26 protein-coding genes are annotated in these 23,479 nt (G+C 36.9%); 15 read left to right on the top strand and 11 right to left on the bottom strand.

Annotated features, from left to right (window positions below):
• Window positions 1-2 precede the first annotated feature (2 nt).
• The 3 genes from fliE to CWB76_RS02745 all read right to left on the bottom strand — a co-directional run bounded on the left by fliE (window position 3) and on the right by CWB76_RS02745 (window position 3,024).
• Window positions 3-335, bottom strand: a complete 333-nt coding sequence (gene fliE, locus CWB76_RS02755) for a flagellar hook-basal body complex protein FliE (protein ID WP_010387900.1) — start codon at window positions 333-335, stop codon at window positions 3-5.
• 156 nt (window positions 336-491) lie between these two features.
• Window positions 492-1,916: a sigma-54-dependent transcriptional regulator gene (locus CWB76_RS02750; protein WP_138605300.1), complete on the bottom strand. Its 1,425-nt coding sequence runs from the start codon at window positions 1,914-1,916 to the stop codon at window positions 492-494.
• Window positions 1,909-3,024, bottom strand: a complete 1,116-nt coding sequence (locus tag CWB76_RS02745) for a sensor histidine kinase (protein WP_138605299.1) — start codon at window positions 3,022-3,024, stop codon at window positions 1,909-1,911. Before CWB76_RS02745 ends, CWB76_RS02750 begins: the two co-directional genes overlap by 8 nt.
• Window positions 3,025-3,153: 129 nt before the next feature.
• Here CWB76_RS02745 and CWB76_RS02740 point away from each other — a divergent pair, with 129 nt between their 5' ends.
• Window positions 3,154-3,744 (top strand): DNA-3-methyladenine glycosylase I, encoded by a 591-nt coding sequence (locus tag CWB76_RS02740; protein WP_138605298.1) that lies wholly within the window; start codon window positions 3,154-3,156, stop codon window positions 3,742-3,744.
• Between the two features lie 161 nt (window positions 3,745-3,905).
• On the opposite strand, the gene CWB76_RS02735 is transcribed toward CWB76_RS02740, so the two are convergent.
• The 6 genes from CWB76_RS02735 to CWB76_RS02710 are packed head-to-tail and all read right to left on the bottom strand — an operon-like array spanning window position 3,906 to window position 8,623.
• Window positions 3,906-4,682 carry an AAC(3) family N-acetyltransferase gene (locus tag CWB76_RS02735; RefSeq protein ID WP_171039589.1) on the bottom strand — a complete coding sequence of 259 codons (777 nt, stop codon included), beginning with the start codon at window positions 4,680-4,682 and terminating at the stop codon, window positions 3,906-3,908.
• A 1-nt stretch (window position 4,683) separates the two neighbouring features.
• Window positions 4,684-4,938: a hypothetical protein gene (locus CWB76_RS02730; protein WP_138605296.1), complete on the bottom strand. Its 255-nt coding sequence runs from the start codon at window positions 4,936-4,938 to the stop codon at window positions 4,684-4,686.
• Window positions 4,931-5,587, bottom strand: a complete 657-nt coding sequence (locus CWB76_RS02725) for a cyclase family protein (RefSeq protein WP_138605295.1) — start codon at window positions 5,585-5,587, stop codon at window positions 4,931-4,933. The genes CWB76_RS02730 and CWB76_RS02725 overlap by 8 nt, the downstream gene beginning before the upstream one ends.
• Window positions 5,584-6,204, bottom strand: coding sequence for a hypothetical protein (locus tag CWB76_RS02720; protein WP_138605294.1), 621 nt, complete (start codon window positions 6,202-6,204; stop codon window positions 5,584-5,586). The genes CWB76_RS02725 and CWB76_RS02720 overlap by 4 nt, the downstream gene beginning before the upstream one ends.
• Window positions 6,201-7,562, bottom strand: coding sequence for a class I adenylate-forming enzyme family protein (locus tag CWB76_RS02715; RefSeq protein ID WP_138605293.1), 1,362 nt, complete (start codon window positions 7,560-7,562; stop codon window positions 6,201-6,203). Before CWB76_RS02715 ends, CWB76_RS02720 begins: the two co-directional genes overlap by 4 nt.
• Window positions 7,559-8,623: a 4-hydroxy-2-oxovalerate aldolase gene (locus tag CWB76_RS02710; protein ID WP_138605292.1), complete on the bottom strand. Its 1,065-nt coding sequence runs from the start codon at window positions 8,621-8,623 to the stop codon at window positions 7,559-7,561. Before CWB76_RS02710 ends, CWB76_RS02715 begins: the two co-directional genes overlap by 4 nt.
• A 249-nt stretch (window positions 8,624-8,872) precedes the next feature.
• Between CWB76_RS02710 and CWB76_RS02705 the strand changes: the two genes are divergently transcribed.
• A complete protein-coding gene (locus CWB76_RS02705) occupies window positions 8,873-9,562 on the top strand; it encodes a class I SAM-dependent methyltransferase (protein ID WP_138605291.1) in 690 nt (229 codons plus the stop codon).
• 35 nt (window positions 9,563-9,597) lie between these two features.
• Here the strand turns inward: CWB76_RS02705 and CWB76_RS02700 are convergent, their stop codons facing one another.
• A complete protein-coding gene (locus tag CWB76_RS02700) occupies window positions 9,598-10,890 on the bottom strand; it encodes a DUF4910 domain-containing protein (protein WP_212751290.1) in 1,293 nt (430 codons plus the stop codon).
• A gap of 215 nt (window positions 10,891-11,105) precedes the next feature.
• Window positions 11,106-12,542 (bottom strand): sigma-54 dependent transcriptional regulator, encoded by a 1,437-nt coding sequence (locus tag CWB76_RS02695; protein WP_138605290.1) that lies wholly within the window; start codon window positions 12,540-12,542, stop codon window positions 11,106-11,108.
• Window positions 12,543-12,910: 368 nt separating this feature from the next.
• Here CWB76_RS02695 and fliS point away from each other — a divergent pair, with 368 nt between their 5' ends.
• From fliS to CWB76_RS02630, 13 genes are all read left to right on the top strand, one after another.
• Window positions 12,911-13,306, top strand: coding sequence for a flagellar export chaperone FliS (gene fliS / locus CWB76_RS02690; protein ID WP_109874274.1), 396 nt, complete (start codon window positions 12,911-12,913; stop codon window positions 13,304-13,306).
• Window positions 13,306-13,629, top strand: a complete 324-nt coding sequence (locus CWB76_RS02685; RefSeq protein ID WP_171039588.1) for a hypothetical protein — start codon at window positions 13,306-13,308, stop codon at window positions 13,627-13,629. Before fliS ends, CWB76_RS02685 begins: the two co-directional genes overlap by 1 nt.
• A 45-nt stretch (window positions 13,630-13,674) precedes the next feature.
• Window positions 13,675-14,676, top strand: coding sequence for a UDP-N-acetylglucosamine 4,6-dehydratase (inverting) (gene pseB / locus CWB76_RS02680; RefSeq protein ID WP_138605289.1), 1,002 nt, complete (start codon window positions 13,675-13,677; stop codon window positions 14,674-14,676).
• Between the two features lie 13 nt (window positions 14,677-14,689).
• Window positions 14,690-15,841 (top strand): UDP-4-amino-4,6-dideoxy-N-acetyl-beta-L-altrosamine transaminase, encoded by a 1,152-nt coding sequence (pseC, locus tag CWB76_RS02675; protein ID WP_138605288.1) that lies wholly within the window; start codon window positions 14,690-14,692, stop codon window positions 15,839-15,841.
• A complete protein-coding gene (locus CWB76_RS02670; protein ID WP_138605287.1) occupies window positions 15,838-16,698 on the top strand; it encodes an aldo/keto reductase in 861 nt (286 codons plus the stop codon). The genes pseC and CWB76_RS02670 overlap by 4 nt, the downstream gene beginning before the upstream one ends.
• A gap of 21 nt (window positions 16,699-16,719) precedes the next feature.
• A complete protein-coding gene (locus CWB76_RS02665; protein WP_138605286.1) occupies window positions 16,720-17,484 on the top strand; it encodes a cytidylyltransferase domain-containing protein in 765 nt (254 codons plus the stop codon).
• A complete protein-coding gene (locus tag CWB76_RS02660; RefSeq protein WP_138605285.1) occupies window positions 17,477-18,763 on the top strand; it encodes an aminotransferase class III-fold pyridoxal phosphate-dependent enzyme in 1,287 nt (428 codons plus the stop codon). Before CWB76_RS02665 ends, CWB76_RS02660 begins: the two co-directional genes overlap by 8 nt.
• Window positions 18,764-18,820: 57 nt before the next feature.
• Window positions 18,821-19,492: a PIG-L deacetylase family protein gene (locus CWB76_RS02655; protein WP_138570517.1), complete on the top strand. Its 672-nt coding sequence runs from the start codon at window positions 18,821-18,823 to the stop codon at window positions 19,490-19,492.
• A gap of 59 nt (window positions 19,493-19,551) precedes the next feature.
• On the top strand, window positions 19,552-20,028 hold the full coding sequence (locus tag CWB76_RS02650) for a GNAT family N-acetyltransferase (RefSeq protein WP_138605284.1): 477 nt from the start codon (window positions 19,552-19,554) through the stop codon (window positions 20,026-20,028).
• A complete protein-coding gene (pseG, locus tag CWB76_RS02645) occupies window positions 20,015-21,130 on the top strand; it encodes a UDP-2,4-diacetamido-2,4,6-trideoxy-beta-L-altropyranose hydrolase (RefSeq protein ID WP_138605283.1) in 1,116 nt (371 codons plus the stop codon). The genes CWB76_RS02650 and pseG overlap by 14 nt, the downstream gene beginning before the upstream one ends.
• Before the next feature lie 73 nt (window positions 21,131-21,203).
• Window positions 21,204-21,881, top strand: coding sequence for a formyl transferase (locus tag CWB76_RS02640; RefSeq protein WP_138605282.1), 678 nt, complete (start codon window positions 21,204-21,206; stop codon window positions 21,879-21,881).
• Between the two features lie 2 nt (window positions 21,882-21,883).
• Window positions 21,884-22,948 carry a pseudaminic acid synthase gene (gene pseI / locus CWB76_RS02635; RefSeq protein ID WP_138605281.1) on the top strand — a complete coding sequence of 355 codons (1,065 nt, stop codon included), beginning with the start codon at window positions 21,884-21,886 and terminating at the stop codon, window positions 22,946-22,948.
• Complete coding sequence (locus CWB76_RS02630) at window positions 22,932-23,477, top strand: GNAT family N-acetyltransferase (RefSeq protein ID WP_232735517.1); 546 nt, start codon at window positions 22,932-22,934, stop codon at window positions 23,475-23,477. The genes pseI and CWB76_RS02630 overlap by 17 nt, the downstream gene beginning before the upstream one ends.
• Window positions 23,478-23,479 lie beyond the last annotated feature (2 nt).

Genomic DNA, 23,479 nt, shown 5'->3' with positions numbered 1-23,479 from the left:
AGTTAAACAGGCATGTTCATAATTTCTTTGTAAGATTCAACAAGCTTATTACGAACCTGTACCGTAGCTTCAAATGCCACAGAAGACTTTTGCGAGGCAATCATCGCCTCAGCAAGCGATACGCTTCTGTCGCCCATCTCAACTGCTTTTCTTTTTTGTCCTGTGTCTTGCTGAAGCTCATGCACTGTATTAAGTGCATTACTCAACATATCACCAAATTGTGCTGTAGACGTTGATTGCACTTGCGTTGGCAAGTTATTAACTTGGTTACTACGCGTGGCTTCTGAAGCCATAGATTGCATTTCTTGAAATAAAGCACTGTTTTGAATTTTCATAATTGTCTCTGATAATGCAGTAAACTCTTAAATAGAATAAAGCACAAAACATGCCAAAAATAAAATTCAACTAGAACAATGGTTTACTATGTTTATTTGCGTAGTCAGAGTTTTGACAGCCCTAAAATCAGTTACTTAGTTTTAGAGCTGTTGAGGTTATGCAGGGAGGGAAATACCTAAATCGCGCATTTGCGCTAATTTGTAACGCAAAGTACGTGGACTTATACCTAAGGTTTCGGCTACTTCTTTACGTTTCCCTTGGCAACGCGCCAAGGTTTCTAGAATTATGCGATGCTCTTTATCTTTAAGCTCATCTTTATAACTCCCCGTGTCTAAGGCGAGCAAATCATTTTTTTGCTCATCTTCGGGCATTGTTTTTTCATCATAATAAGCGTTACTGAGACTATTGTTTATAGGCTCAGGCACTGACGTTGTTTCAACCACAAACTGAGTTGGGGTTAAATTTTCGATAAAAATTGCATGCTCATCAATAGTACTGCCACTGCGTAAAATTAAAGCACGTTGAATAACGTTATCCAGCTCTCGAACGTTACCCGGCCAGCTATGGCTAAGTAGCTTTTGTTCTGCGCTTGTATCTAGATACGCCATTGGCTCTTTGCTTTTACTTAAGTGACGTTCAATTAAATGCTTAGCCAGTACAATAATGTCGCCAGGACGCTCACACAGAGGTCGCCACAGTAAAGGAAACACATTGAGTCGATAATATAAATCTTCGCGGAACTGATTTTCAGCAACGGCCTCTTTTAATTCGCGGTTACTGGTTGCAAGCACACGTACATCTAGCGAAATAGTTTTCCGACCGCCTAAACGCTCAACTTCGCGTTCTTGTAATACCCGCAGTAGTTTAGCTTGTAAGCCTAAATCCATTTCGGTGATTTCATCAAGTAAGATAGTCCCACCCTGTGCTTGTTCAAACTTACCCGGGCAGGCCTGAATCGCACCAGTAAACGCGCCTTTTTCGTAGCCAAACAAAGTAGCTTCAAGCATGTTTTCAGGAATAGCAGCACAGTTAATTGCTACAAATGGTTCATTGCAGCGTTTTGACTTGTCATGAATATACCGTGCCAGCACTTCTTTACCTGAGCCACTTGGCCCAAGTACCATTACACTGGCATCTGAACGAGCAACTTTACCTGCAAGTTCAAGTAATTGAATACTACTAGGGTCGGCAACAATAGGACCGTCTGTTTCTTTTTCCTTTTCAGGTAAGTAACGGCTCACCATGTTCAATAGCACTTCTGGTGCAAATGGCTTAGCCATATAATCAATCGCGCCTAGGCGCATGGCTTCAACCGCATCATCAATAGTGGCATAGGCCGTCATCATTAAAACGGGTAAATCAGGGTGATTTAATTTAATACTGCGTAATAAATCTAAGCCACTCATTTCGCCCATTTGTACATCACTGACCACCAGTGAAAATACGTCTTTTTTTAATAACAACATCGCTTGCTCTGCACTATTGGCTGCCGTGCAAGCGATGCCCGACATTTCTAAAGTATCAATTAATGCTTCACGAAGTCCGGCGTCATCTTCTACAACTAAAATAGTGTTACTCATGTGACTCCCCTAATTTAGATGTGACACTAATAGGCAGCAACATACTAAAAATTGCTCCCCCGTGTGGGTTGTTGTTTGCCTCCACCCTTCCCTGATGCGCACTGGCTACCGAACTAACAACGGCAAGCCCTAAGCCTGTACCTTGGCTTTTAGTGGTATAAAAAGGTTCAAATATTTTCTCGCTCTGGACTAAGTCAATGCCTGGACCATTGTCACTCACGCTAATGCGTACAAAGTCAGAGTCTTGTTTGTCACGCTGGGCGCTAAGGTGAACCTGCGCGCCACTGCCAATCACTTGAATACTGTTGTGAATAAGGTTTTGAATAGCGCTTGCTAGTGCGGTTTTATTACCCATAATTTCTATATCGGGTTCAGGTAAGCTCACATTTAATTCGCTATCATTGAGCGCTACCATGGCATCGGCACCGGCTTTAACTTCACTGAGTAACTGCTGCATCGACACTTGCTCAACCACCTGCTGATCACCACTTTTAGCAAATAGCAGCATGTCGTTTACTTGGGTTTCTAGATCTTTCAAGCGAGACATTAATTTTGTGTGAAAACTGCCGCGTGATGCTTCGGGTAAGCGCTTTGAGCCTAAATTGGCAGCATACAACATAGCTGCTGATAACGGTGTGCGTACTTGATGGGCCAAAGATGCCACCATTTTACCTAACGCACTTAAACGCTGCATATGCGCGACTCGCTTTTGTAAGCGTCGGGTTTCGGTCAAATCGGTCATTAATATAAGTTGCCCAGGTTCTGGCGCAAGTGCGGTAATATCGAGTTTTATTAAGCGTCCATCTTTTAAAGACACTTCATGACCATCATCTTGATGAGGACGAAATGAGCGCTGAATAACACTAAACCACTTCTCACCCTCTAATGGTTCACCGAGCATATCGATAGCAATTTGATTCGCCTTCGCGATCATTCCTTTACCATCGAGTACAATCACGCCCGCAGGCATAGTATCAACTAAATGAGAAAGCCAACTTGCCTGTTGACGCAAATCACTCAACTCACCAACATACTCCTCTTGCAGTAAACATGGGTTATACTGGTTAGCAGAAATAAACTGGGGTTTTAGCACACTTGCAAGGGCCATAATCAACTCTCTAAAATAATGTAGACACAGTAGCCAATGCACAATATGTACCAAAATTATTTACCAGTAAATTCAATAGATTAAACCGTAAAAATACGTGTCGTAAAAATGACGCGCAAAGGAAAATGCATGAATAAAGAGATTCAGTGCCGTTGCCCATGGTTAGATACAACAAAACCTGACTATGTGGATTATCATGATCATGAATGGGGCGTCCCAGTGTATGAGGATCAACTACTTTTTGAGTTTTTAACATTAGAATCGGCACAAGCAGGACTCAGCTGGTATACAATATTAAAAAAGCGTGAGAATTATAAAAATGCCTTCGCCAACTTTGATGTACACAAAGTAGCGGCCTTTACTGAACACGATATAGAAAAATTAATGCAAAATGCGGGCATAGTTCGCAACCGCTTAAAAATTGTCGCAACAATTAATAACGCGAAATGCTTTATTGCAATTCAAAAAGAATTTGGCAGTTTTAGTGATTATCAATGGCGGTTTGTTGGTAATAAACCTCAGGTAAATGATTTAGAAACACTGGCCGACTACCCTGCAGTTACTGAGGCATCGACGTTATTTGCGAAGGATTTAAAAAAGCGTGGTTTTAAATTTTTAGGCCCAACCACAGTGTATGCTTACATGCAGGCCTGTGGAATGGTTAACGCTCATAGTAATGATTGTTTTAGGAAGGAAGAAGTTATCGCGCAGTACTCATAGGTTAGTAATTAAAATAGATTTAGTTAGCCTGAACGATGCCAATTAAGTCTAGTTAAAAGCGTTACATTGTGCTGTTTTCATACTTTTTATTGATTCATTTCATAATTAATCTAACACTTATATTCTTAAATGTTCGAAAAAACTCCATTATCTTTAAAAAATTAAATGTGTTTATCTGTTAAAAACCAAGGGTCTTTCTCATATAACTCTGAGAATGCCTTGTTCATATCTTCGACAGAAATACAGCCAATTCCACCTCGACCTACCTTAGCCCTTTTATAAATACCTTTATCACTGGCATAACGGTTAAAGCGCTCGAAACTCGCCTGAGACCCCTCTATGTTTAAATCTCGAACCCATAAGGTTGATTTGCATGGAATATAGCATTTGCCATCAAACTTTTTACCATAAAATGTTTTGTCAAACCTATAAGATACATTATGTACTCTTTCAAAAAAATGTAATAACGTACTGCCTGCATCAAAGTTAATGTTAAGCACCTTAGCCTTTAATTGAACGAGTCGTGAAAAAGCGCTTCCCTCATCATAGGCATTTTCAGATACTTTATTTGTTAAGAAACTAGCATACTTTCCAATAGCAGAAACAGATACAGAAGGGTCATTGCTTCGCACTGACAATGGATTAGTCCTAATATATTCTGAGAACATACCACAGTCAGACGCTGTATCATTGACATTAAAATTCTCTCCTTTACCAAATGAATAAGTAAAGGTAGGTACCACTAAGGTACCTTGGCTTCCTAGTAAATTTAAAAAAGTACTAAGTATTAACTCTAAGGATTGCTGCTTGGAAGTAACTCCTTCCGGGTAACCTAGGTAACCAACATTACTATGACAAAAAACAGTATCACCTTTACAAATCCCTACAGATTGTAAAGCCAACTCAAAATCAGTCCTACTATAATGATAGTTTTGCAATTCATTGCACCTGTAAATCGTTTAAAATATCAACCAACCCATCAATTGAAGAGAACCTTCTATCTTCAAAATGTATCTCATGAAGCACTACATTGAAGCTTGATTCACAGAACTCTATTAACATCAGCACGTCAAATGAATCAATATAACCGGATTCAAAATAATTTAACGTTGTATCAATATTTTCCATCTGGCTTTTGGAAACAAACCACTGCACTAGCTTTTCTTTTACTAGCATTTCATTACTCTTACTCAATTGCAAAACACCTAACTGGAGCCCCATCGCCACCTTTAATTTTTAAGGGTGCGACGATAAGCGTAAATTCTTCGCTCTCAATCGAACGAATATTAATTAAATATTCAACGATAACAACACCTGCACCAAGCAGTATTTTATGGTTAGGTGCATCCTTTTCTGCCCCTCTTCCATTTAAAGGGTTGTCAGGCTGAGGGGTATCTAGGGCGATAAGCTTACACCCATTATCTACCAGCCATTGGCAAGCATCCTCAGAAAAAAAGGCATGGTCTGTGTAGTATTCATTAGTGTTTAATTTTAAATCCCAGTCAAACCTGGCAACTAGGCGAACCGGACACTGGGAACCTAAAGCTAATATCAACTCATCTTTAGTAATTTCATGTTTATCTGCAAGATTCGAAAAGTCAATAACCCGTGCAGGCCCATTTAATTGAGCTAATGGTATATTTTCAATTGTTTCACCATCAGCAATAAAGTGCCTTGGGGCATCTATGTGAGTTCCAGTGTGTGTACCTAATACAATTTTTCGCGTTTCTCTATTTTCAATTCCGTGTCGTCCTAACTGAGTTGATTCAAAAAAGGGGTGCCAATGAGCTGCAAATGTTTGCATCCCCTCTTCAAGCAACATTGTTAAATCTGTTATTTTCATTTTAATACCTCGATGAGTTCTATTATTACCCCTGAGGGAGTTTTAAATAGGAGTATATCCATCTTCTGTTCATTAACTTCAAGAGTAAATATCTCAGAAATCCAAATTACTTTATTTTTTAGTTTACTCTTAAACAGAGCTAAATCTTTTACTATAAATGCAATTGATGTAAAGCCTTGAAGATCCAGTTTTTGTTCTACAAGATCTTGTTCCGTTGAAACAAAAGAGATATCGAGGTTCCATGTTTTTACAGGTCTAGATAACCTTAGGCAATTTCCACTTTCTTTGAAACCTAGCCCACACCAAAAATCAATTTCCTTTGCAAAACAACCTGATGGTATCAAAATAGTCATCATTGAGTCACTGTAAAATAAACGATTTTGTACATTCATGTTTTTACTATGGTGATTAATAATCTCAATGTCATATGAATCACTTCGTTTAAGTAATTTAATATCATGTTTCGCAGAATAGGAAGCAAGTAAATCCTTTTTTGAATAGTTATTCTCTAACTCTTTTTCATCAAATACCGATTCATATCCTAACTCTTTAAATTTAGAGATATCTCGCTCAACAAAAGCTGAATTCCAAGTAAGATGGGAGAATCCAATAATCATATTAAGTACTTTTCGATTAGCTTTGCTTTCATTACTTTTCCCGTGACTGAAGTAGGAAAGCTTTTCAAAACAATTATTTTTTCAGGAAGAAACTCTGAAGGTAACAAGGTACCCAACCACGCCTTTATAGATTTAATATTTAAATCATGCTCTGATAAAAGAAATAATATTGGCACTTCACCCCAAAAATCATGGGGCTTTGCAACTACTGCAGCATCCATAATACCAGCATACTTCAAACTAACATCCTCTATATACCTCGAACTTATATTAATTCCACCTTTAATAATAATATCTTTTTTACGTCCAGTTATGCTTAAAACCCCTGATGATGACTTTCCAATATCACCTGTAGCAGGGCATTCTGAGTCAGCGTTTAAGTAGCCAAGCATCTCCCAAGGAGAATCAACTAGTATTTCGTTCGAATCAGAAAAAGTTACATATACAAGATCCAGACACCGACCAACTCCGTCCAAATGCCCTTCACCGACTTTCGCACAAGATATAAACAACTGCTCACTTGTGCCATAACTTTCTAAAACTTCATGTGCAAATTTATGCTCAAACTCTTTTTTTGTATTTTGCATAAGAGGCGCAGTACCGATAAATATCTTTGCTGCGCAATCACTTACCCAGCCTATAGCATCTCTATCGGTTGTCATTTTAGATGAAAGGGCTAACATTGAAGGGCTTAGCCAAATAGCATTTGCTCTATATTTAGCAAAATTCTTAAAGATAGTTGCGGCATTACTAGCCGAGAAGGTTGTACTTAAAATGACACATCCACCAGCTATTAATGGACATAAAAAAGTGTTAAGAATACCAGCCATGTAAAAACAAGGCATTACATGCAACATCTTAACTTCACAACCGATTTCATTATGTTTGTTAAACGCTTCAGCGCAAACAAGTAAGCTTTTTAAGTCGTGGCATACCGCTTTTGGTGTACCTGTAGTCCCTGAAGTAAAGGTAATAACCTGAGCATTATTCGAACTATCCTTATAGATAAAGCTATTCGTTTTTTTTTCGGGTATGTATTCTTCAAATTCGCCAACATTGTTAATTACTTTGTCAGGGTTAAAGATGTCCAGCAATGTGCATTTATAACATTCATTGTAGTTAGCTGATAATGGTAAGACCTTTGCACCTAATGTGAACAATGAAACAAGAATTACAAAAAACTCCAATTTATCTTCGAGCTCTAGAGCTACTTTATCACCTTGACTTACACCAGCTTTAGTTAACTGATTCATATAAAACATTACCTGACTCTCAAAATTTAAATAAGTAATCTTTTGAGTACCTTGTATTATTGCAAAAGAGTGTTGCTCTGCTGACTTAAATAGTTCTTTTATCATAGAATTACTTGCTCATTCACGTGGTAATTTTTATAACTCGGCTTCCAATGCCCTTTTGCCTTTTGTATTTTTAACAGCTCAATTGCATGCCTTTCAACCATTTCTTCAGGTGCATTGCAAGTATCTTCTTTACAAACAGAAATAATTAAATGCCTTGGATCAACTTTATATTTTTGTGACATTTCAAAAATTATAGGCATATAACTAGAATGGAATAATGACATCCCTGATATAGTGTCAATAGATGAAAGACCATTTTTATTAATCAAAGGTTTTATGAGTTCTTCACCTAAATCCATTACTTGTATTGGATCTATTTTTCCCTCCAATCCCATACGAGCCAAGCACCCTATAATTTGTTCTGTACTTGTATTACCGGCACTACGCCCAAATCCTTGCAGCGACGAATCAATAATTTCAGCACCAGCATTGATAGCGGCAAGAGCGTTTCCCACACCTAACCCCAAATTATTATGCCCATGAAATCCAACTGTTAGACTAGGGCATTCAGCAAGTATTGCTTGAACATACTCCGTTACTTCTTGTGGTAGCATTCCGCCTGCTGAGTCCACTACATAAACAGCATCAGCCCCAATTTCAAAAGCAGCCTTTGCAGCCTTAGCCAGCTTGCTAGGCGAAACAGTATACGACTTCATGAAATTGACGTATGTGAGCATACTTTTATTTTTCGCAGAGCTTATAAATTTTTCACACTTTTTAAAATCAGATATTGTAGAACCTAAGCGAACAAAATCCATTCCATGGTACTCAGCTAACGTAAGGTGTTCTAAATTTGCAATCCCCGGAATTGCAAACATCCCCCAATTACCTTTTTTTACACTCTCAGACGCTGCTTTCATATAGACTTCATCAGTCTCAAGAGCAACTCCTATACCTCTTTCTGAAGCACCTAGACCGACACCATGACCAACTTCTATTAACTCAAATCCACAGTAATCTAGTGCACTACAAATACTAACTGTATCATTTTTAGAAAACTGAAAGTCAATTTCATAACTTCCATCTCTTAAAGTGCATTCTAGTATTTTTGGATACTTCATCACTAATACCTTTTAATAATTGGAGCACTACTTAAAAGTGCGCTTATTTTGCCTCTACTCGAAGACCAGTCGATGAACATTGCCATACTTAAAGTTTTTACTAGCTTTCAAGTATAAAGCAAAATACAAGCCACTATTAATAACCTTGGCAGCTAGATATTCCTATAAATATTGTAAACCGTATTTATGAAATGTTATCTTAAGTGTTAAACATTATACCTAACCCTATATAAAGGTAATAATACTACAATGAAGTATGATAGAGATAAATCATGGAATAGCATATATGCTGAAAACACAGAAATAGCCTACCCACCAGAAGCAGTTATTAGAATTTTTTTAGGGCAATTTCCAAAGTTAGAGTTTCTAGATAAAAATTTTCAAGGTAAGAAAATTTTAGATGTAGGTTTTGGTGATGGCCGTAATTTCCCTCTTTTTAATAGACTTGGTTTATTGAGTAGTGGGGTAGAAATCACAAAAGATATCGTAAATAATGCCTCTGAAAGAAAGGAGTTTAAAGGCCAAGAATTAGACTTACGAATAGGTAGCTGCGAAGAAATCCCATTCGAAGCGAATATGTTTGATTATTTAATCTCTTGGAATAGTAGTTATTATATGAGTTCTGAAAGTTTTGATTATCAAAAACATATTGATGAATTCGTAAGAGTAACAAAGCCAAAAGGCTATCTAATCGTATCTGTTCCAACTGCTTCAGCTTTTATTTACGAATCGTGTGAAGAGCTCGAAAAAGGGTATGTGAGAATTAAAAATGATTACTTCGGAGTTCGCAATGGTCAAGTCATGCGTCGCTTTGAAGGTAAAGATGATTTTTTGAGCTGCTTTTCAAATATTTCACAATATTGTGAATGCGCAGAAATAAAAATGGATTGGTTCGGATTAGCTTACAATTGGTATGTTGCTGTAATTAAATTAAACTAACAAAAGAGCGCATTTATGCGCTCCTTCTACCCTATTTAGTCTTGAACTTTGATTAAACCAGCTTTTTCGAGAGATTCAACTAAAGGTAAAAGCTCAAAAATATTAGCTCGAATCTTATCAGCAAGCTCTAATAAATCACTACCTCCATCTGCATAAGCTAGTAAATTAGTGAGCATTTTTACTTGAGTATAATCTTGCTGCATATTGCTCGTATTAGGATACAATCCTCTTTTACCAAGTTGCGGCTCACATAAATTAGTTGCTTTATATACTTTATTTTTTTCTAATAATTGAATAGCGCCAACAATTACATCTGCAGCACCTCTTAATCCAGCAGGTGTAATTAATGTAAGATCATCTAATGATGTATGATATTCGGGATATTCCCCGTATTTGCTCCGCATAATTGAACATACAGGTAAATCAACACCAGGAGCGCAAAATTGACGCTCATCACTACCGCGCTCAAGAAAAGAATACTGTTTAAAACTACCAACTAAATTCTTTAAAGCACTTAGTGCTGCTCTGTCGGCTAAAGTACGAGAGTTGCGTGAACTTAGGTAAGAGTACTCTCTTTCATCACCGACACATGTGACAATGAATCCAGCTTTCAGATGCTTTTTCAAACGTTTTAAATGTTTTGAAATATAAACTATTGATCCTATGGTTTCTGGTAAAAATAAAACTCTGTAAGTATATCTGCGGTCAGTCATTAATTTAAGTTGCTCTATTAATGCCATACAAACAACTGGTCCAGATAATTCATTATTAGCTAAAGAAGGATGGCATATGTATGTAGAAAGCAAAATTTCATTTTCTGTTTCTCCAGGTAAAACAAACTCTCCATACGTTAAATGCCCATTGAATAAATTTGTATCTATAACAACTTGGTAACTACCTTCAGTCAAAGATAAACGTTGAGAGTGGCTAAGACAAAATCCCCAATTACGCTCATAGTATGATGTAACATATGGTATTGCGTCAGGCATATCCTCTATACTGTAAAGGTGGGCTTGTAATTCTTTTAAAGAAAGTGTCTTATTAACAGGCTCTGAGTAACCCATTAGATGTAGGTTATTAACTTTAAAATCGCATATTTTATTACCATTAGGATCAATTATGTATGCGTTATTTACTTTCCACTCTTGCGGTACCTTCCAGTCAAAAGCGATAGTATTTGAAGGAACCTCATGTGCAACCAGTTCCGGTACAAACTGTTTGATATATCTCAATGTTTCTCTTACACCATCACCTGTAAGGCTTCGATTGATTGGAAATAGCTCCTTTGCCCACCCATACATTCTATTTCCATCGATTGCTTCGTTCATTTTTAACCTTATTTTACTTTACTTTGTATAGAAAGCGTTACCTGCATAAAACACATGCTAGATTATTCATTAACTTAGGAGTGTACAATAAGAAAAAGAGCACCGCACACCATTAAATTGTCACTATTTAATGGGAGGCAAATCAAGTTTTAAAGCCAAAATTAAAAATAACATAGAACTTTATTAACTACAGTTCAATTTATTAGCGGTTTTAATCAATCCCTAGAAAGATTATACTTTTTCATTTTTTCGACCAGTGTGGTTCGCCTTACGCCTAGTACTTCAGCAGCACGGGCAACAACGTAATCAAAGCGCTCTAATGCCTGGGTGATTAAGTTAATTTCAAGCTCAGCTAAGTACTCCTTAAGCTCAATACCTTCATCGGGCAATAAACCGGGTGCCGCTTGAGCAAAATCATCTTCGAGGTCTATTTCGTCTTCGCTGAATCCGCCACTAAAAATATCATTAAACGCATCACGCTCCATCAGTTCTTCTGGGTACTGTGGCTCATAGGCTTCAACTTCAATGTAGCGGTATTTATTAGGTAAATCAGGAACATCAACCACCTTGTCTGGGAACATAATAACCATACGCTCAACTAAGTTAGCGAGCTCACGAATATTACCTGGCCAAGAATGCTCTTTTAAACTTTCAATAGCACGCTCTGTAAACTTAGCCGTAGTACCGCTTTGCTCATTTACGCGGCGCATTAGCTCTTTAAGTAGCAAAGGGATGTCTTCTGCACGTTGAGCAAGTGATGGACTCTCAATAGGAAAAACATTTAAGCGATAGTATAAGTCTTCTCGGAATGAGCCTTTTTCAATCATGCTTTCAAGATCACGGTGGGTTGCAGCAATAACACGTACATCGGCTTGAATCGCTTTGGTACCGCCAACGCGCTCATAGCTACGCTCTTGTAGTACTCGCAGTAACTTGACCTGCATTTGCAGCGGCATATCCCCTATTTCATCTAAAAATAGCGTGCCACCTTGCGCCAATTCAAACCGGCCTTTACGTGCTGAAATAGCCCCGGTAAATGCACCTTTTTCATGGCCAAATAGTTCACTTTCTAGTAGCTCTGCAGGAATTGCCCCACAGTTTACTGGTACAAATGGGCCTTTGTTACGCTTAGAAAGCAGATGCACATTACGAGCAACCACTTCTTTACCCGTGCCCGACTCACCTAAAATAAGTACGTTGGCATCGGTTTTAGCAACTTGAGTAATTAAAAAGCGTAAATCTTTTACGGCTTTGGTTTCACCTACAAGGCCATCAAAGGTGCTTTTTTCTTTATTATGTTGATGCTCATGAGGCAGCATACGCTGATATTGCTGACAATCATGTAGTAACTGAGTGGTAACTTCATGAGTAAATGGCTCACAAATTAGTCCAACAACATTGGCGAGACTTAGTAGCGGTTTGAGCGTTTCACCAATCAGTAAAAAAGGAAATGTTGGATAGCGTTTAATTAAACTTTCATGATCTAAAGATTGCAGCGCCCCTAACACCACAATACATTCTTTGTTTTGATAGTGACTACATGCCTGCTCAAAGTCAACTTCTGTTTGCAACTGTACCGCCTCACCAATAAAAGTAAGGGATGCATATAATCCAATAGAGCGATTATTATTATTATCTAAAATTAAGATCATTTTTTAGCGAGCCATTTATTTCACTAATTTGTTTTATTAATCAAATTGTAAGCCAGTTGGATTTGGATGCAAGTAATAGCGGCGATTTTTTGACATTAACGCCAAAAAACAGACACACCGCCAGAAAAGCCAATACTTTATAACTAATAACTCTTTAACTATTTATAACGAACTACCCACTTAGGATGAATTACCTAACACATTTTTGCCACTAGTAATGATACGATTTCACACAGAAGAAACTCATAAAAACTGCTATTATTACTTAAAGGTGTGACTGTTTTGGCCGATAAGTAATAGTCAAACTTATGTTGGAACTAAACTTGCTTAAGGTTCTACACATGTAATTAAAATTTAAGGAATTACCTATGGCGCACGCATCAATCAATAAATACCGTCAAATTACAGTTAGCAGCGTTAAAGAAATGACGCCTTATGATCAAGTCAAACTCGTGTTTGTGAATATTGTTGGCAAACTCTCTGCTGCTAAAGGGTTTATTGAACGTAAAGAGTTAGAAAAAAAAGGCAACGCAATCTCTGATTGTATTGTGCTACTTGGTGCGTTGCAGCAAGTATTAAATTTTGAACATAATAATGAAGTATCAACTAACTTAGACTCTTTATATGATTATTGTCAGCGATGCTTACTAACCGCAAACCTCGAGAACGATATAGAAAAAATTGATGAAGTAATTACCTTGATCAAGGAAATAAAATCAGGTTGGGAAGCAATTCCATTTGAACAAAGAGAACCACAACTATAATGTCTTTAAAGCGGGTTACAAACTCACAAGTAAAAGATAGTGAGACTAGAGCATATTGCAATGATCTAGTAAGTTTGATTGCTGACTCAGAAGATTGGGATATTGAGCAAGCGCTGAATATTCATAATAAACTTGATATTCACATAAGTAGCTCACTTTCTAGAGAAAAAACTCATTATTCAGCTACTGAACTTGAGTTTTTAATTAACCTAATAGAACAGCTATCTGTTAAAATAGATAATCAAAAGCAACTATTAGCGGTTAAAATAGTTGGTAATCAAAAAAATAAAAAAGCTGTAAATAAGTATAAATCTAACTTTTAAAATAGATTTGGCAATATGAGGCTGGTTAGCTGTGGAGAAAATCACATGTTTGATGGAAAAGTAGTTTTAATAACAGGTGGAACAGGATCGTTCGGTAAAAAGTATGTAAAAACATTATTAGAACGGTACAGCCCCAAAAAAATTATTATCTTTTCTCGTGACGAGCTAAAGCAGTTTGAAATGCAGCAAGATTTTGATCAGCCTTGTATGCGCTACTTTATTGGCGATGTTCGAGATAAAGAACGACTAAATCGCGCAATGCGTGGCGTTGATTACGTTATCCATGCTGCAGCCCTTAAGCAGGTACCTGCCGCTGAATACAACCCAATGGAATGTATAAAAACCAACATAAATGGCGCAGAAAACGTCATTAATGCAGCACTTGATAATAACGTTGAAAAAGTCATAGCTCTCTCTACGGATAAAGCAGCCAATCCTATTAATCTATACGGTGCTACTAAATTGGCCTCAGATAAATTATTTGTAGCGGCAAACAATATTGCTGGCGGCCATAAAACCACTTTTTCAGTGGTGCGCTACGGTAATGTAGTATGTTCGCGAGGTTCAGTTGTGCCTATTTTCCAAAAGTTTATTAATGAAGGTCGTGATCATATTCCTATCACTCATGATGAAATGACCCGTTTTTGGATAAGCCTTCAACAAGGCGTTGATTTTGTTTTAACAAATTTCGCGCGCATGTTGGGTGGTGAAATTTTCGTACCTAAGATTCCATCAATTCGCATTACGGACCTAGCAAAAGCAATGGCTCCTGAATTACCTATTAAAATTATTGGTATTCGCCCAGGCGAGAAACTTCATGAGGTTATGTGCCCTGCCGATCTGTGTTTTGAAACCTATGAATATAACGATCACTTTGTTATTGCACCAGGCATTAAATTTAGCAGTCGTAGTAATGACTTTACAGTAAATGCGCTTGATGAAAAGGGAAAAAAAGTTCAGCAAGGCTTTGAATATAACTCTTTAAACAACCCTCATTACATGACGATTGAAGAAATTGAAGCCTTCAACATTGAAGCATTAGTTTAAAAGTTATTACTCCATGATCCCTTACGGCAAACAAGCTATTTCTCAACAAGACATTGACGCAGTAGTTGATGTCTTAAAATCCGACTGGTTAACGCAAGGCCCTAAAGTCCCCGCTTTTGAGCAAGCCATTGCGAAATATTGTGGCAGCACCTATGCATGTGCAACAAACAGTGCCACATCGGCATTGCACATTGCATGTTTAGCGTTAAATGTAGGGAAAGACGATATTGTATGGACCTCCCCTATTTCGTTCGTTGCTTCTGCAAATTGTGCACTTTACTGTGGTGCTCAAATAGATTTTGTGGATATTGATGTAGCAACAGGGAATATGTGCACTAATGAGTTAGAAAAAAAACTTATTATTGCTAAAGAAAATAATCGTTTACCCAAGGTCGTCATCCCAGTTCACCTGGCAGGTCAATCATGTGATATGCAGGCTATATATCAACTTGCAGTTGAATATGGCTTTAAGGTTATTGAAGATGCTTCACATGCTATTGGTGCAAAATATTTAGGCAGCCCAGTGGGCAGTTGTGAGTTTTCAGATATTTGCGTATTTAGCTTTCATCCAGTCAAGATAATCACCTCAGCTGAAGGAGGCATGGCGGTAACAAACAATAAACAACTTGCTAAAAGAATGGAGCGTTTACGTAGCCATGGAATTACAGACAACCCGAGTGAAATGACCGAACCAAGTCATGGCCCTTGGTACTATCAGCAAATTGAACTCGGCTTTAATTATAGAATGACTGAGTTGCAAGCGGCATTAGGCCTTAGCCAGCTTTCAAAGCTCGATGAATTTGTTACAAAGCGCAACCAGCTGGCTAAAGTCTATTCTAGCAAATTAAAAGACTTGCCTATTAATCATTTAACTCAATCACAACAAAGCTACTCTAGTTACCATTTATATATTTTAACCTTGTCTGGTGACGCAGTTGTAAAACATGAGTCTCTTATCTGTAGTTTAAGAGAGCGAGGCATAACGAGTCATTTGCATTATATTCCAATTCATATACAACCTTATTATAAAGAGCTTGGCTTTAAGGCAAATGACTTTCCAAATGCAATAAAATATTACAGTTGCGCTCTCACTATACCTTTGCATCCTGAATTAACTAATTCAGAACAAAATTTCATAATAGAAACACTAGCCGAACAGCTATGAAAATCGCTTTAGGAACCGCCCAATTTGGTTTAGATTATGGCATTAGTAATACTGTCGGACAGGTTAAAACTGATGAGGTTAAACGAATACTCAGCCTCGCACTAGACGCTGGTATAACAGTTGTTGATACGGCATCGGCTTATGGTAGTAGCGAGAGTAATATTGGTCAATCGGGTTTAAGCCAAGCTTTATCTATTGTTACTAAAGTATCAGGTGAAAATATTCACGCGCAGGTAGAAAAAAGCTTAAAAAATCTGAACTGTGAGTCAATTGATGCAGTGTTATTTCATAATTGTGAGTTGCTTTTAAGCAGTTCAGGGGAAGACTATTTTTCGCAGCTAGAGCAGTTAAAAGCCAAAGGCATAGTTAAGCGAATAGGTGTTTCTGTTTATAACCCTAAAGAGCTTGAATTACTTAGTGAAAGGTTTAATTTAGATCTGGTTCAAGCTCCTGTAAATTGGTTAGATCAACGTTTTATACAACCTGAAATCATCGATAAGCTAATAGAAAAAAATATAAAGCTTCACGCTCGCTCGATATTTTTACAAGGGCTTTTATTAGAGCCAATGATTCAAAATAACGCTTATTTTTCACAGTTTAATAATGAGTTTTCTCAGTATAATTGTGTTATTAATGAATTAGGCTGCAATCGGCTAACTTTCGCATTAGCAATTATTGCGCAAAAAGCCCCTCATATCGAAAATGCAATTATAGGGTGTTGCTCACAAGAACAGTTAACACAATTAATAGACAGCTACTGCGTCGCAAAAAAGCTTACACTCCCCTCGGATGACGTTTTAGCCTCTTTAGCTTCAAGTAATTTAGCATTAATCAATCCATCGCAATGGCTTGGTTAATTAAGCGCTAGGATTAAAAATATGATAAATGCTTTCATGCAAGCTAGGACAGGATCAACACGCTTACCTAATAAAGTTTTAAAGAATCTCCAAGGTTTACCTATGTTTATTCAACAAGCTAAGCGTGTACAACGAGCCAAGTTGGTAGACAACCTAGTTATTGTCACAAGTACTGATGAAAGTGACGACATTATTGAACAGTTATGCAATGAGAATAATTTATTATGCTTTAGAGGAAGTTTAAGCAATGTTCTCAGCCGGTACTTTCATGCTGAACTCAATTACCCTTGTGATGCTATCGTTAGAATAACAGCTGACTGCCCAGTGATTGACCCTGAGCTCATGGACTATGTCATTAATAGTCATTTAAAAAACAACAATGATTATACTTCAAACTGCTTAGTAGCCACATACCCTGATGGTCTCGATATTGAAGTTATTAGTAAGAAGGCCTTACACAACGCTTATAAATATGCAGAAAAGCCTTCTGAGTTAGAACACGTAACACCTTATATAACAAGTCACCCTGATAAGTATAAGTTACAGAATATCCAAAGTGAGCAAGACCTGTCTGCCTATAGATGGACTGTTGACGAACCCAAAGACTTTGAGTTGATTTCATCAATATATGAAAATTTATATGTAAAAAAGCCTAATTTTAATTATCAAGATATACTGGAATTGTTATCACATAAACCAGAGCTGAACTTATTAAACCCCCAAATTGCTCGAAATGAGGGAATGGTTAAATCATTAAAAAAAGATAAAGAAGAAGGCTATGAATAATTACACTAATTCAGCGGAGTGGCTACATAGAGCTGAAAAAACCATTCCTCTAGGTTCCCAAACTTTTAGTAAGAGTAGAATTGCGTTCCCACAGAATGCAGCACCTTTATTTATTGAACGAGGTTTCGGTTCTAAAGTGTGGGATGCAGATAATAATGAGTATATTGACTTTGTGAATGGCTTACTTTCTGTTTCTTTAGGCTACTGTGATGCTGATGTAAATCAAGCTGTTATAGACCAGCTTAGCTCAGGGATCACTTTCTCCCTTCCTCATAGATTAGAAATGGAAGTCGCCGAAGAACTCACAAAGCTAATACCTTGCGCTGAAATGGTGCGTTTTGGTAAAAATGGCAGTGATGCAACATCTGCTGCTATTCGACTAGCAAGAGCTTATACAAAAAGAGAGCATGTTGCTGTCTGTGGTTATCATGGTTGGCAAGATTGGTATATTGGCTCAACAACCAGAAATTTAGGTGTCCCTGAATGTGTTAGAGCGCTTACCCATGCGTTTACATACAATGATCTTAGCTCATTAGAAAGGCTCTTTACTGAATACCCTGAACAGCTTGCAGCTGTAATTATGGAGCCAATGAATGTCTCCTTTCCAGAAACGGGATTTCTTCAAGGAGTACAAGCACTTTGTAAAAAACATGGCTCTGTACTAATTTTTGACGAAACAATTACCGGTTTTCGGTTCGATCTACATGGTGCTCAAGGCTTATTTAATATTACACCCGACCTAGCAACCTTTGGCAAAGGCATGGCAAACGGATTCCCTATCTCAGCTGTCGTAGGTAAACAAAAAATAATGTCATTGATGGAAGATATTTTCTTCTCCGGTACCTTTGCGGGCGAAACCATGTCTTTAATTGCTACAAAAACAACATTAAAAAAAATGCAGCAAGAAAGAGTACTGACACATATTCACACTTTAGGTGAAAAATTAATTTGTGAGCTTAATAAATTAATAGAAAAACACAAAGTAAAAGATTGGCTGAGCACTGCAGGTCATCCGTCATGGTCTTTTATTATTATTAAAGACACTCAAAAATACTCCTCATTAGAGCTAAAATCTTTATTTATTCAAGAGATGTGCTCTAGAGGTATTTTAATTGGTGGTAGTCATAACCTTAGCTATGCCCATACACATGATGATATAGAAAAATTACTTAATGCATACGATGAAGTTATTTTTATTTTAAAAAATACAATAGAAACACAAAATTTATATGATGTTTTTAAAGGACATCTTTTAGAGCCAGTTTTTAAAGTTAGATAAATGACAACTAATGTAAGACAACTCTTCTCTTAGTTAAATTTATCGAGGATAGTAAGTATGAAAGTAGCAGTAATTGTCGCCCATCCTGATGATGAGACACTCGGCTGTGGTGCCACAATCGCGAACCATATTGAAAAGTGTGATGAAGTATATATTTTAACACTTTCTAATGGGGTTAGTTCGCGCCTAGAATATACTGAAGCAGAGATTCAAACCCGGCAAGCAGCCTTTTTAAATGCCGCCCAACATTTAGGCGTTTCACCTAATAATCTAACATCATTAGATTTTCCTGATAATGAATTCGATACCATACCACTTTTAAAAATAGCGCAAGCCATCGAACTATTTTTATCTAAAAATATAATTGCACGCGTGTATACCCATTATCATAGCGATTTAAATGTTGATCATCGAAAAACTTATGAAGCTGTTTTAACAGCTTGCAGGCCGCAACCCATGCAATCAGTAAAGCAAATATTTTGCTTCGAAACACTATCAAGCACTGAATGGGCAAGTCATCGTTACGAGGCATTCAAACCGAACTATTTTGTCAATATCGAGCATGTATTTAGTAAAAAAATAAAAGCTCTTACAGCTTATAAAGATGAAATGAGAGAAGCACCACACACTCGAAGTCTTGAGAATATTCAAGCACTCGCTAAATTTAGAGGCATGTGTATAGGCACTCCACTTGCTGAAGCATTTTATATTGAACGCTTTATAGATTAGGCCTATTACGCTCGTTATAAAGTTGCGGTTTTAATACCTAATTTAGGATAGAAAATAAAATGATAACATTAAGGGAAGCCGAGCAAAGTGATTGTACTACTTTATACCAGTGGGCTAATGATCCTGTTATTCGCAGCTGCGCATTAAAAGACGCCCCAATTACCCTACAAAATCACTTAAATTGGTTTAATAAGCAACTAGCGTCTCTTAATAGTAAAATTTATATTGCATCTATTGACGACAAACCAATCGGACAAGTCAGATTTAATCAAACAGATCTTAATACATATGAAATAGACACGCATTTATCTCCTTGCAGTAGAGGCTATGGTTACGGTCGAAAAATGTTAAAACAAGCGCTAAAACTAATAGAAAAAAATAAAAATAGTACATTTATTGCGATTATTTTAATTGAAAATATAGCATCTATTAAATTATTCGAAGCCTGTAACTTTAAGCGTGAAAAAGAAACAACAATAGAAAATAAAAAATGTTTCATTTACATCCGTAAAGAGGCTCTAGATGGTGAGCATTAATATAAATAAAAGTAATACCGAAACTCCGACTCGATTACTCAACATCGCTTTTAGAGTTGATGCTTCTTTAAATATTGGTTCAGGCCATGTGATGCGCTGCCTCACACTAGCGACAGCAATTAGAAAGGATGCCAATGTTAATATCACTTTTTTCTGTCGCGATGCCGCCGGTAATAGTAATGAAAATATAATCCAATCTGGGTTTGAGCTTGTTAGAATGGCTCCTCCAAAAAATACCATCGACTTAAAAAACTACAGCTCATGGCTGGGTACTAGCATAGATGATGACTGTGAAGAGTTTCTAAAATTAACAGCGGGGAAAAATTACGATTTAATCGTAATAGATCATTATGCTATTGATAACCATTGGCATAATAAAGTAAAAAGCATAACCAAAAAAATTATGGTTATTGACGATCTAGCGAACCGAAAACACAATTGTGACTTGTTATTAGATCAAACCTACCAATGCCCAACAGTTAAATACTCGCATCTGATAAATAACCATACAAAACTCCTACTTGGCTCAAGCTTTGCTTTATTAAGGCCTGAGTTTTTAGATTTTCAAAAAGCATCAATTGTAAAAAAAGAGCGCACCTTACTCATAATGTTTGGAGGAACAGATCCTGACAATTTGACTCTTCAAGTATTAGCGCGAGTAATCAAATTAAAATACTTTGAAAGAATTAATGTAATCCTAAATAAAACAGCAAAAAACGTGAAATCAGTGTTTAACTTTGCACAATGTCATAAAAAAGTCTTTTTACATATATCGCCGAGTAATATTGCGGAAATTATGTCAACGGCAACAATAGCGATTGGTGCAGCTGGAACAACATCATGGGAAAGATGCGCTTTAGGCCTTCCTGCTGTTGTTATTGTACAAGCAGACAATCAGCGAGAGATCGCTAACGCGCTTCAATTAGCTGAAGTGATCCGCTTTATTTCAATTGCAGAGATTGAAGACAAGTTAATTAAAGAAATTGAATTTTGGCAAAATAGGTTAAAATTAAGTAATGATGTTCATAAAAATTGTATTAATATTTGTGATGGCAAAGGCACTGTAAGAGTCACCAACGAAGTGCTAAAAGTCATAGAGTAGCAATTTACCTGAAGCTGAATAACTATTAATTTGACTATGAGATAGCGTCTCTAAAACCGATAAGCGATTTAATATGAACAATTACATTGTAGCTACAATTAAAGACTGGAATATTGCCCAATATAAAAAACGCACGCCAGCTTATAATGGAAATTGGCATTTAATTACTGACAAAAAAGAGCTCACTTATAATCACTTAAAACATCTAAACCCTAAATATATATTTTTTCCTCATTGGAGCTGGATTGTTCCCGAAGAAATAATTAACAACTTTAATTGCGTTTGCTTTCATATGACTGATTTGCCTTATGGACGGGGCGGAAGCCCAATGCAGAATTTAATTTCTCTTGGCCATACCACCACAAAGTTAAGTGCCCTAAAAATGGAAGAAAGTATAGATACAGGCCCTATTTATCTAAAAAGGGCTCTATCTTTGGAGGGCACAGCGCAACAAATATTTTTACGCTGTTCAGCTTTAACTTTTGATATGATTGAGTTTATTGTTAACGATAATCCTGAAGTAACACCTCAAGAAGGCCCTGTAACAGCATTTTCAAGACGCAATCCAAGCCAAAGTGTTATTGATACGAACTTAGAGCTGGATGATATCTTTGATCATATTCGCATGTTAGATGCCGATAGTTATCCAAAAGCATACATAAAACATGGAAAGTATAAGCTTGAGTTTACAAATGCCAAAAAAAGCAACGACGCTTTAACTGCCAATATAAAATTAACTTTACTTGAGTAATCATGAAAAATAAATTTGTAGAAATAGATGGTCGAAGAATAGGTTTAGACTATGAACCTTACATTGTTGCTGAGCTTTCAGCTAACCATAACGGCGATCTTAAAGAAGCCCTAAAAACAATTGAAGAAGCCGCTAAATGTGGAGCCGATGCAATAAAAATTCAATCATATACGCCCGATACAATGACTATCGACTGTAATAAGGACGAGTTTCAGATTAAAGGCGGATTATGGGATGGTTATAATTTATATAAATTATATGAGTGGGCCCATACTCCTTTTGAGTGGCACAATGCACTGTTTGAAAAGGCCAAAGAAGTCGGTATCACTTTATTTTCAACACCGTTTGATGAAACAGCCGTTGAGCTGCTAGAAGCATTAAACACCCCAGCTTATAAAGTGGCCTCTTTCGAATTAACCGATCTACCTCTCATCAAGCGAGTTGCTGAAACAGGTAAACCTATCATTATGTCTACTGGTATGGCTAATATCTCAGAGATAGAGGAAGCGATTAGCACAGCAAGAGATAATGGTTGTGATGAACTAATTGTATTGCATTGCATAAGTGCTTACCCTGCGCCATTCGAGCAAGCTAATTTAGCTACAATCTCGGATATTGCAACACGCTTTAACGTTATTACAGGCTTATCTGATCATACCTTAGGCACAACGGCAGCAATTGCATCAGTGGCTTTAGGAGCATGCTTTATTGAAAAGCATTTTATTTTAGATAGATCTAAAAAAGGGCCTGATTCAGAATTTTCAATTGAGCCTGAGCAGCTTAAATCAATTGTTAGTCAAAGCAAAGAAGTGTACAAATCGATAGGTAATCCAGGGTATGAAGTAAAATCAGCCGAAAGCGAAAACCTAAAATTTAGACGCTCTATTTATTTTATTGAAGACGTACCAGCAGGTACAGTTATAACAAAAAAACACATAAAAAGAATACGTCCAGGCTACGGTCTCCCCTGTAAGTATTACGATACGCTGATTGGTAAGAAAACTTCTGTAAATATAACAAGAGGAACAGCTGCTAAATGGGAGCTAATTGATGAAAAATCTAGTTAAAGTAACAAGCAATGAGGTGAAAGATATTTTTTTGCAAAGTATATCTTTAGACGATGTAAATGAAAATTATGTTGCTTGGCTTAATGATCCTCTAGTAAATCAGTACTTAGAAACTCGTTTTAGTAAACAGGATCTTAACTCAGTTAAGGATTATATTTCAGCTAATTTAAATAACCCGCTTGAACAATTATTTACGATTAGAACCAACAATAATAAACACATTGGGAATATTAAAGTTGGAAATATAAATAGGATTCATAATATTGCTCAAGTGAGTCTGTTTATTGGCGAAAAAGAAAGTTGGGGGAAAGGCTATGCAAATCAAGCTATCAAGCTAATTAACCAATATGCTTTCGAAACGTTATTGATTAGAAAACTAGTCGCCTGGGTTTACACCGACAATATTGGAAGTTTTAAAGCCTTTAAAAAGGCTGGCTATAGCAAAGAGTGTGTACTTAAAAATCATTATATATTGAATGGAAAACCAAGTGATCTAATCCAACTCTCTTTGTTTAATATTAAACCCTAATA

Source organism: Pseudoalteromonas sp. S1609 (assembly GCF_005887255.1).
Taxonomy (GTDB): Bacteria; Pseudomonadota; Gammaproteobacteria; order Enterobacterales; family Alteromonadaceae; genus Pseudoalteromonas.
Note: the sequence above shows the minus strand (reverse complement) of the source record. Positions and strands in the feature narration are given on the sequence as shown.

Excerpts from the sequence above, each read along its gene's own strand:
- CWB76_RS02700 (WP_212751290.1), bottom strand. The coding sequence starts at position 10,890 with ATGAACGAAGCAATCGATGGAAATAGAATGTATGGGTGGGCAAAGGAG.
- pseI (WP_138605281.1), top strand. The coding sequence starts at position 21,884 with ATGAAAAATAAATTTGTAGAAATAGATGGTCGAAGAATAGGTTTAGAC.
- CWB76_RS02685 (WP_171039588.1), top strand. The coding sequence starts at position 13,306 with ATGTCTTTAAAGCGGGTTACAAACTCACAAGTAAAAGATAGTGAGACT.
- CWB76_RS02665 (WP_138605286.1), top strand. The coding sequence starts at position 16,720 with ATGATAAATGCTTTCATGCAAGCTAGGACAGGATCAACACGCTTACCT.
- CWB76_RS02630 (WP_232735517.1), top strand. The coding sequence starts at position 22,932 with ATGAAAAATCTAGTTAAAGTAACAAGCAATGAGGTGAAAGATATTTTT.
- pseG (WP_138605283.1), top strand. The coding sequence starts at position 20,015 with ATGGTGAGCATTAATATAAATAAAAGTAATACCGAAACTCCGACTCGA.
- CWB76_RS02745 (WP_138605299.1), bottom strand. The coding sequence starts at position 3,024 with ATGGCCCTTGCAAGTGTGCTAAAACCCCAGTTTATTTCTGCTAACCAG.
- CWB76_RS02705 (WP_138605291.1), top strand. The coding sequence starts at position 8,873 with ATGAAGTATGATAGAGATAAATCATGGAATAGCATATATGCTGAAAAC.
- CWB76_RS02660 (WP_138605285.1), top strand. The coding sequence starts at position 17,477 with ATGAATAATTACACTAATTCAGCGGAGTGGCTACATAGAGCTGAAAAA.
- pseB (WP_138605289.1), top strand. The coding sequence starts at position 13,675 with ATGTTTGATGGAAAAGTAGTTTTAATAACAGGTGGAACAGGATCGTTC.
- CWB76_RS02725 (WP_138605295.1), bottom strand. The coding sequence starts at position 5,587 with ATGAAAATAACAGATTTAACAATGTTGCTTGAAGAGGGGATGCAAACA.
- CWB76_RS02695 (WP_138605290.1), bottom strand. The coding sequence starts at position 12,542 with ATGATCTTAATTTTAGATAATAATAATAATCGCTCTATTGGATTATAT.
- fliE (WP_010387900.1), bottom strand. The coding sequence starts at position 335 with ATGAAAATTCAAAACAGTGCTTTATTTCAAGAAATGCAATCTATGGCT.
- CWB76_RS02715 (WP_138605293.1), bottom strand. The coding sequence starts at position 7,562 with ATGATAAAAGAACTATTTAAGTCAGCAGAGCAACACTCTTTTGCAATA.
- pseC (WP_138605288.1), top strand. The coding sequence starts at position 14,690 with ATGATCCCTTACGGCAAACAAGCTATTTCTCAACAAGACATTGACGCA.
- CWB76_RS02750 (WP_138605300.1), bottom strand. The coding sequence starts at position 1,916 with ATGAGTAACACTATTTTAGTTGTAGAAGATGACGCCGGACTTCGTGAA.
- CWB76_RS02740 (WP_138605298.1), top strand. The coding sequence starts at position 3,154 with ATGAATAAAGAGATTCAGTGCCGTTGCCCATGGTTAGATACAACAAAA.
- CWB76_RS02640 (WP_138605282.1), top strand. The coding sequence starts at position 21,204 with ATGAACAATTACATTGTAGCTACAATTAAAGACTGGAATATTGCCCAA.
- CWB76_RS02670 (WP_138605287.1), top strand. The coding sequence starts at position 15,838 with ATGAAAATCGCTTTAGGAACCGCCCAATTTGGTTTAGATTATGGCATT.
- fliS (WP_109874274.1), top strand. The coding sequence starts at position 12,911 with ATGGCGCACGCATCAATCAATAAATACCGTCAAATTACAGTTAGCAGC.
- CWB76_RS02655 (WP_138570517.1), top strand. The coding sequence starts at position 18,821 with ATGAAAGTAGCAGTAATTGTCGCCCATCCTGATGATGAGACACTCGGC.
- CWB76_RS02650 (WP_138605284.1), top strand. The coding sequence starts at position 19,552 with ATGATAACATTAAGGGAAGCCGAGCAAAGTGATTGTACTACTTTATAC.
- CWB76_RS02720 (WP_138605294.1), bottom strand. The coding sequence starts at position 6,204 with ATGATTATTGGATTCTCCCATCTTACTTGGAATTCAGCTTTTGTTGAG.
- CWB76_RS02710 (WP_138605292.1), bottom strand. The coding sequence starts at position 8,623 with ATGAAGTATCCAAAAATACTAGAATGCACTTTAAGAGATGGAAGTTAT.